Origin of the sequence: Cetobacterium somerae ATCC BAA-474 (genome assembly GCF_000479045.1) — a bacterium.
GTDB classification, from domain to species: domain Bacteria; phylum Fusobacteriota; class Fusobacteriia; order Fusobacteriales; family Fusobacteriaceae; genus Cetobacterium_A; species Cetobacterium_A somerae.
This window is the reverse complement of the sequence record NZ_KI518178.1, coordinates 1-5,952: the sequence shown is the minus strand read 5'-3', so window position 1 is coordinate 5,952 and position 5,952 is coordinate 1. Positions and strand designations below refer to the sequence as shown.

Sequence of the window (5,952 nt, the reverse complement as noted above, 5' to 3'; positions counted from 1 at the left end):
TATTTTTTTTATAATTATTTATTTTAAGAAAATAATATTTTTTAGTAGCTTTAATAAGCTGTCAATAAAGAGAAGCATTTGCTTAATTTTTTTAATAATTGCTTCTCTTTATGTATTTAAATTTACTTACAATCTAATGATTATAAAAGAGTGGGTTAAAAAAATAATTCTTGAAAATAGATATAACTATATAGTACTATACAAGAAACTGCCAATAGGCAGTTTAAAAAATAAATCTCAAAGAGGCACGATTAGCGGTTCGTGAAAATTTACAATTTTCAAACCGCTATCGCCTATATCTTCCGTTAGTTTTCCAACTAACTCGATATATTAACTCTTGCGAGTGTGGGTTTAAATTTAAGAAGGAGGTGATTATCTTGGCAATATATAATTTAACTGTTGCTCCATCTAATGGACATAGTAGTTTAGAAAAATATCTTTACAACGCTAGAGAAGGAAAATATAGCGTAGGTGAAAGAGGAGAAGAGTTAGTATATAAAGAAAACTTTAACCTACCTACATTTGCTAAAGATAACGCCTCTTTCTTTTGGGAATGTGCAGAGAGTTATACAAGTAAATTAGAAAATTCATATAGAAAAATAGAGTTCTCTTTACCACATGAACTTTCTATTAAAGAGAACATTGAAATAGCTAAAAGATTAGGTGAGAAGTTATTTAAAGATGAATATGTATATAGCCTATCTATCCATAATAAACGTAATGTAGATGATACCTTAAATAATATTCATTGCCATATAATGTTTAATGAAAAAGTTCTTGATGGAGTGGAAAGAAGCGAAGAAACTTTTTTTAAAAGATACAACAATATTAACCCTGAAAGAGGGGGAAGTCGTAAAGTTGAAAAGTGGAGACAATTTGAGGGGTTATATGAGATTAGACAAACGTGGGAAAGAGTTTGTAATGAGAAGTTAAAAGAGAAAGGTATTGAACTAATTGATTGTAGATCACTTAAAGCAAGAAGAATAGAAGCTCTACAAAACGGAGACTATTTAAAAGCTGATTTCCTTGATAGAGAACCTATCAATATCAATGGTAAATTACTACGTAAAGATAGAGAAACTTTAACACTAGATGAAAAACAAGAAGTAGAAAGATTTGAGTTAGCTATTAAGGTTGCTAAATTAAAAGAGAAGGAATATAGAATAAAGATAAAGAACTATGCAGAAGAAAACGCAAAAGCTAAAGAAGAGTTCATAAACAAAGTTCGTGAAGAATTTGGAATTACTTCTAAAGAAGTTGTGCAGACTTCTGATTTTGTCGTTGAAAACAAACTTGAAACACCTAAAGAAATCTTTGATAATGCTGTTGAAATGGAAGCACTAAAAGTTGATTTAACTAAAAAATTAAATAAAATTGATTATAACTCTCAACCAGATAAGTTGAGAGAAATTGTTATGCAACAATTAACTAAAGGAGAATATGCGAAAAAACTTGATAGATACAATAAACTAAAAGATTTTAAAGAGCTTGTTTACGATAAAAACTTTAAAGAGTATGAAGAGGAATTTGAATCTTTAAATACCTATTTAAGAACTTTTGAAACATCATATATGCAAGATAAGATATTGGCTAAAGAAAGATACATTAGAGATAAATATATGGAACGTAGAGAGGAAATTGTAGAAGAGCTACATCTACTTAGAAACAATAGTTATCAATTAAAGTATATAGATGATGTTACACCTAATGAATTATTCTTATATATCAAAGAAATTCAAAGTAATCTAAAGGATTTATTTATTCAAAAAGAGGTAATAGACAAACAAGTAGAGGAACAGAAAGCTATTGCTGATTATGAAAAAATTAAATTAGATATTTGTCAAAAATTATCACAAAATAAATATTTAGAGATTAAAGAGTTAGCAGTAGAATATGAAGCTAGATATTTTAAAACTAAAGAGGAATTAGAAAGAAAGAAATTAGATCCAACATCTTATGAATATAGAGTAAATATGAATGTACTTAAAGAATATGAAAAAGATTATAGAAAATACAAAGGTACAATTGATAGATTTGAAATAAAACACGATATTAAAGAACTTGTTGAAGAAGCTATTAAAGAATCAAGAGAAAAATTAAAAGAATTAAGACAGCAACAAGACGATATTCATGGAAGAATTAAGTTAAATTCAGATAAATTAAAAATTATGAAAGAGTATAGAAAAGAAATAAATAATGAGTTCTGGGAAATAAAAACTTTAAAAGATAAACTAGAAGATTCTAATGACCCATTGGATAGATTTAAAAACTCTGTTGCTATATTAGTTGCTAAAGATAAATTAATATCTCAAAAAGGCAAGATAGAGTTTTCTTATGAGGCTTTAGAAGAAAAAGCCAAAGATTTATTAAGTAAAGGACAATGGAAAAAGATTAATGATAGATTAGATGAAATTGATAGAACTATTAATCAAGAGTTTTTATATGAACAAGATAAGCTTTTAATTGAAAAAGAGGAATTAATTAAGAAATTGTCTAACTTAAATACTGATAATTTTAAAGAAAAAGTCAAAGTTAAGGTTGAAGAAATGCTAGAAAAAAATTCTAAGAAATCTAAAGAGATTGATAAACTTTTAAACATAGTTAATACAGTAGAATTAGATTTAACTTCTCCTAAAAATTTATCTCCAGATAAAAAAGAAGAGCTTGTTACTGATATAAGAAAAAATATAACTGACTTATTCGATTTAAAAAATGATCTTACTGAAAAAATTAAGATAAAAGAAAAAGAATGTGATATTAAAGAGATTAAAAAAGAGATTCTCAACCAACACACTAATGGTGTATATGGTAAATTGTGTGAAGAAAAAGAAGAGATCATTCCAAGAATGGAAGGACTTAGAAAAATTAATCAACACGACCATGCTACATCAATGGAAACTAAACTAAAACATATTAATGAAAAATTACGTAACTTTGAAATAGAATTTATTATTCCAAGCGAAACTATTATGTTACGTTTAGAAAAACCTCAAAAAGAATTAGCGGTACTAAAGGATCAAGAAAAACATGTAAAAGATAAGTTGAAAGTTTTATTAAAGCAATATTCTTTGTTAAAAGAAATGGAAGGCTTTGAAATGACAAGAAGAAATGAATCTTCAACATTTATGAGTATTCTTAATAGATTAAAAAAATCTAAAGGAAACTCACAAGGAACTGGAGGATATTTCCATGCTAAAGTTATACGGGATGATGAGGATCGTGATAGAGATTGATGAATAAAGATAATCTTAAGGTATATCTAAAAAATATTTTCTAATGAAAATTATAGATACACTTTTAAATAATTTATTGATATATATTATATATTTTTGTTTACTATTTTTTATAAGTATAATTAGATTCATATATATAAACTATAATAATTTATATAAACTCACAAAAGGAGAAGCTTATGGAAAAAACAAGTTTGAAAAATCATAAATTTGAAAAAGGAAAATTTACAACGCCTTTAAATGAAGTTATTGCAGAATTACCAGATTTTAAAAGTTGGTATTATGGAAGACTACCTGAATATTTATGGTTAGGGTTAATTATTGATAAGTATGGAAGAGATATAGGAATAAATAAAATAATAAAAATTTTATTTATTTTTAAAGAACACCAAATTTCAGATATAAAATTTTCTACAATATTAAGTTTAGAAACAACTTTAAAAATAAAAATTTTAAATGTGATAAAAAATGAAGTTGAAGACGCTTTGAACCCTTTAACTTTAGTTTTTACATATTCAAATTTTAGTGATTTTAATAAACTTTTTTTATTCAATGAAGATATTGAAAAGAGAAAAGAGCAATTGATAAAAGTATTAAACGAATCTTCTTTTCATCAATCCGATTTGGCAACTGATATAAGATACTTCATTGTACTTTTCAAAATAATAACTAATAAAGTTTATGGAGTTAGTAATGAAGAAATTCAACTCTATCCTAAGTTATCTCATGAAGATGAGAAAATGAGACAAATACGTCCTTTAATTAGGAGTATGGATTTGGCTTTTGTTAATAGAGAAATGACGAACGAGTCCTTTATCGAACGTTTTTGGGATGAAATTAGCCAAATAACAGAGTGCGAAGAGCTTTGTATCAGTAGTGAAAATCCTAATATTGATATTAATTTATACTTAGAAAAAGTGTACGAAATTTTCAATTATTTTAATTCCATTTATAAATTAGATCCATTATCAGAAAAAATGAATGTCATTTTAGGGATTGCTGTATATTCCTACAAAAGATTTAAAGAAATTGCGGATTATAAAATGTTTGATTCGATTTTAGCTAGAAGTAATGTAAGAGTTTTAATCGAAAATTATATAATGTTAAAATATTTATTATTAACTGAAACTAAGCAAGAAAATATTTGGAAAGAATATAAATATTATGGTATTGGAGCATATAAACTTATTTTAACTAAAAGTCGTGAAGAAAATAAAGATATTCAAAATAGCTATATAAATTTTGAGTACATAGAATTATTGGTAAATGAATTTAGAAATGAAGAATTTATAGATATGGATATTAGATATTTTGACAAACAAAATATAAGACAAAAAGCTGAAGCTGTTGGAGAAAAAGATTTATATAATTTTCATTATGATTATGGGTCATCATATGAACATGGACTATGGGGAGCAATTAGAGAAAGCTCTATGATTAAATGCGTAAATCCAGGACATCGATACCATACAGTTCCAGACATAAATAATTTTATAAAGTTAAAAAGTACGTTAAAAGATTCTATCAAAATAATGAACGATATAATTCAAATTTTAAAAAATGAATTTGGAATACCTGATGAACTTTTAAAAGGAGTGATCAATTTTGAAGAATCTATTGATAGATAAAGTTGAGGAATTTCAACAAAAGTATTTAAATCTTTTAAAGGTCATTTTAAAAGAAATTAATAATCATGAAATAAATATAAGGGATGAATTTTTAATCTTTTTTAATAAAAACAAAATGCTTCTTGAACTATATTTAAAATATTATTCACAGGAAGAAATGAATTATTTTTTAACTGGTTTTGATTTCATTAATGTTGAAAAGGGAGAACATAAAAGTTTTTTTTTAATAGATGGTAAAAGAATTATTGATGATACTCTTTATTTAGATTTGAACTTACTAGGCACTAATTCTGAAGTTAATAAACAGATATATATTAAAAAAATTAAAAAATCAATAGAAAATAACATCTTTCTTTTAGAGAAATATAATAGTGAAATTTTGCTAATGCCAATAAGATGTTTAAATAGTAAAGAAACATTCAAGGATTTAAGTACTCTTTCTAATAAAATTTTATTTCAATTTTTTAAAAAAGAATATGTTACTTTTGAAGAATACATTAAAGAAAATCTGACAATTAAAGATATTGAAAATAATTTAATTATAAATACAAAAATGATAATTTTTTTAAAAAATGAAGATAAAAATGACTCTTTTCAAAAAAGGTTTGAAAATTATAAAAAAAACATTCAGTCAATTGGGTTTGAAACTAAAAATGATGGTCTGATTTTTTATATGGCCGTTTTTGGATTTTTATCACAAGCTATTAATATAATTGAGGTCAGTGAACGATACAATTTATTTCCTTGTGTTCGGAATTATACAACAATCTATTATATAGCACTAATATTTGATAGTTGTATTCAAACCGAAAATATAAATTATATAAAACAAAAAAATAATATTTTAAATACTTTAAAATTATTCTTTATATTTCAAAACATTTTAGAAAATAGTAATTTTTTTAATTTTCCAACTGAAGAAATAATCAAAATGAAAAATCAAAATAATTGGTGGACAAATATTATGAAAGAAATAGAACTCAACAAAGAAAATTCTCTTTCATTAAATACAATCGAAAAAATTATACTAAAAAAAATGGAAAATGTTTTAAAATTATAAGTAATTTTTTAGAAAATTTTAATTTTGTATT

3 protein-coding genes are annotated in these 5,952 nt (G+C 24.4%); all 3 read left to right on the top strand.

Going from position 1 to position 5,952, the window contains the following annotated elements; all coding sequences use genetic code 11:
- Nucleotides 1-377: 377 nt before the first annotated feature.
- The 3 genes from HMPREF0202_RS09060 to HMPREF0202_RS09050 all read left to right on the top strand — a co-directional run bounded on the left by HMPREF0202_RS09060 (nucleotide 378) and on the right by HMPREF0202_RS09050 (nucleotide 5,921).
- Nucleotides 378-3,233, top strand: coding sequence for a MobA/MobL family protein (locus tag HMPREF0202_RS09060; protein WP_040407073.1), 2,856 nt, complete (start codon nucleotides 378-380; stop codon nucleotides 3,231-3,233).
- A 179-nt stretch (nucleotides 3,234-3,412) separates the two neighbouring features.
- A complete protein-coding gene (locus HMPREF0202_RS09055; protein ID WP_023050507.1) occupies nucleotides 3,413-4,861 on the top strand; it encodes a DUF5677 domain-containing protein in 1,449 nt (482 codons plus the stop codon).
- Entirely contained in the window at nucleotides 4,839-5,921 is a 1,083-nt protein-coding gene (locus tag HMPREF0202_RS09050) for a hypothetical protein (RefSeq protein WP_023050506.1), read from the top strand. The genes HMPREF0202_RS09055 and HMPREF0202_RS09050 overlap by 23 nt, the downstream gene beginning before the upstream one ends.
- Nucleotides 5,922-5,952 lie beyond the last annotated feature (31 nt).